The sequence below is a fragment of the Bowmanella dokdonensis genome, from assembly GCF_017254865.1.
GTDB lineage: Bacteria > Pseudomonadota > Gammaproteobacteria > Enterobacterales > Alteromonadaceae > Bowmanella > Bowmanella dokdonensis.
On the sequence record NZ_JAFKCV010000160.1, the window covers coordinates 1 to 373 of the forward strand.

General features: G+C 47.7%; 1 protein-coding gene. It reads right to left on the bottom strand.

Going from position 1 to position 373, the window contains the following annotated elements; translation table 11 throughout:
- Positions 1 to 31 precede the first annotated feature (31 nt).
- Positions 32 to 373 (bottom strand): glucosaminidase domain-containing protein (locus J0A66_RS22035; RefSeq protein ID WP_206575982.1); only part of this gene is annotated, 342 nt, incomplete at its 5' end.

Genomic DNA, 373 nt, shown 5'->3' on the forward strand with positions numbered 1-373 from the left:
GTAATGGCCAGCAGGCCGACAATCATTGCTCTCATGAAGTTAAATATTTCCTGTTTGTACGGATCATATGCAGTAATTCGTCGATATAATCCTGTCCACGTTCCGAATAGCTCATCAAGCCTTCTACCAGGTATTCAGCGGTAACCGTCTGCTGGTTGCGACGTAATCCGGCCCGAATACCACGCAACTCACTGTATGCGTAATGGCTGTTGATATTAGTCAGATAAGCTTTCACGGCGTGAGACAGGTCCTTAAACTTAGCCACCTCGTGACCAGCATCATCATCACGTTGTTTCGGCACAAAGCCACAGCCCTTGCGAAAACACCACATGCCGAAAAAATTAAACCCCTGTCTGGCAAAACGCGACGTTCC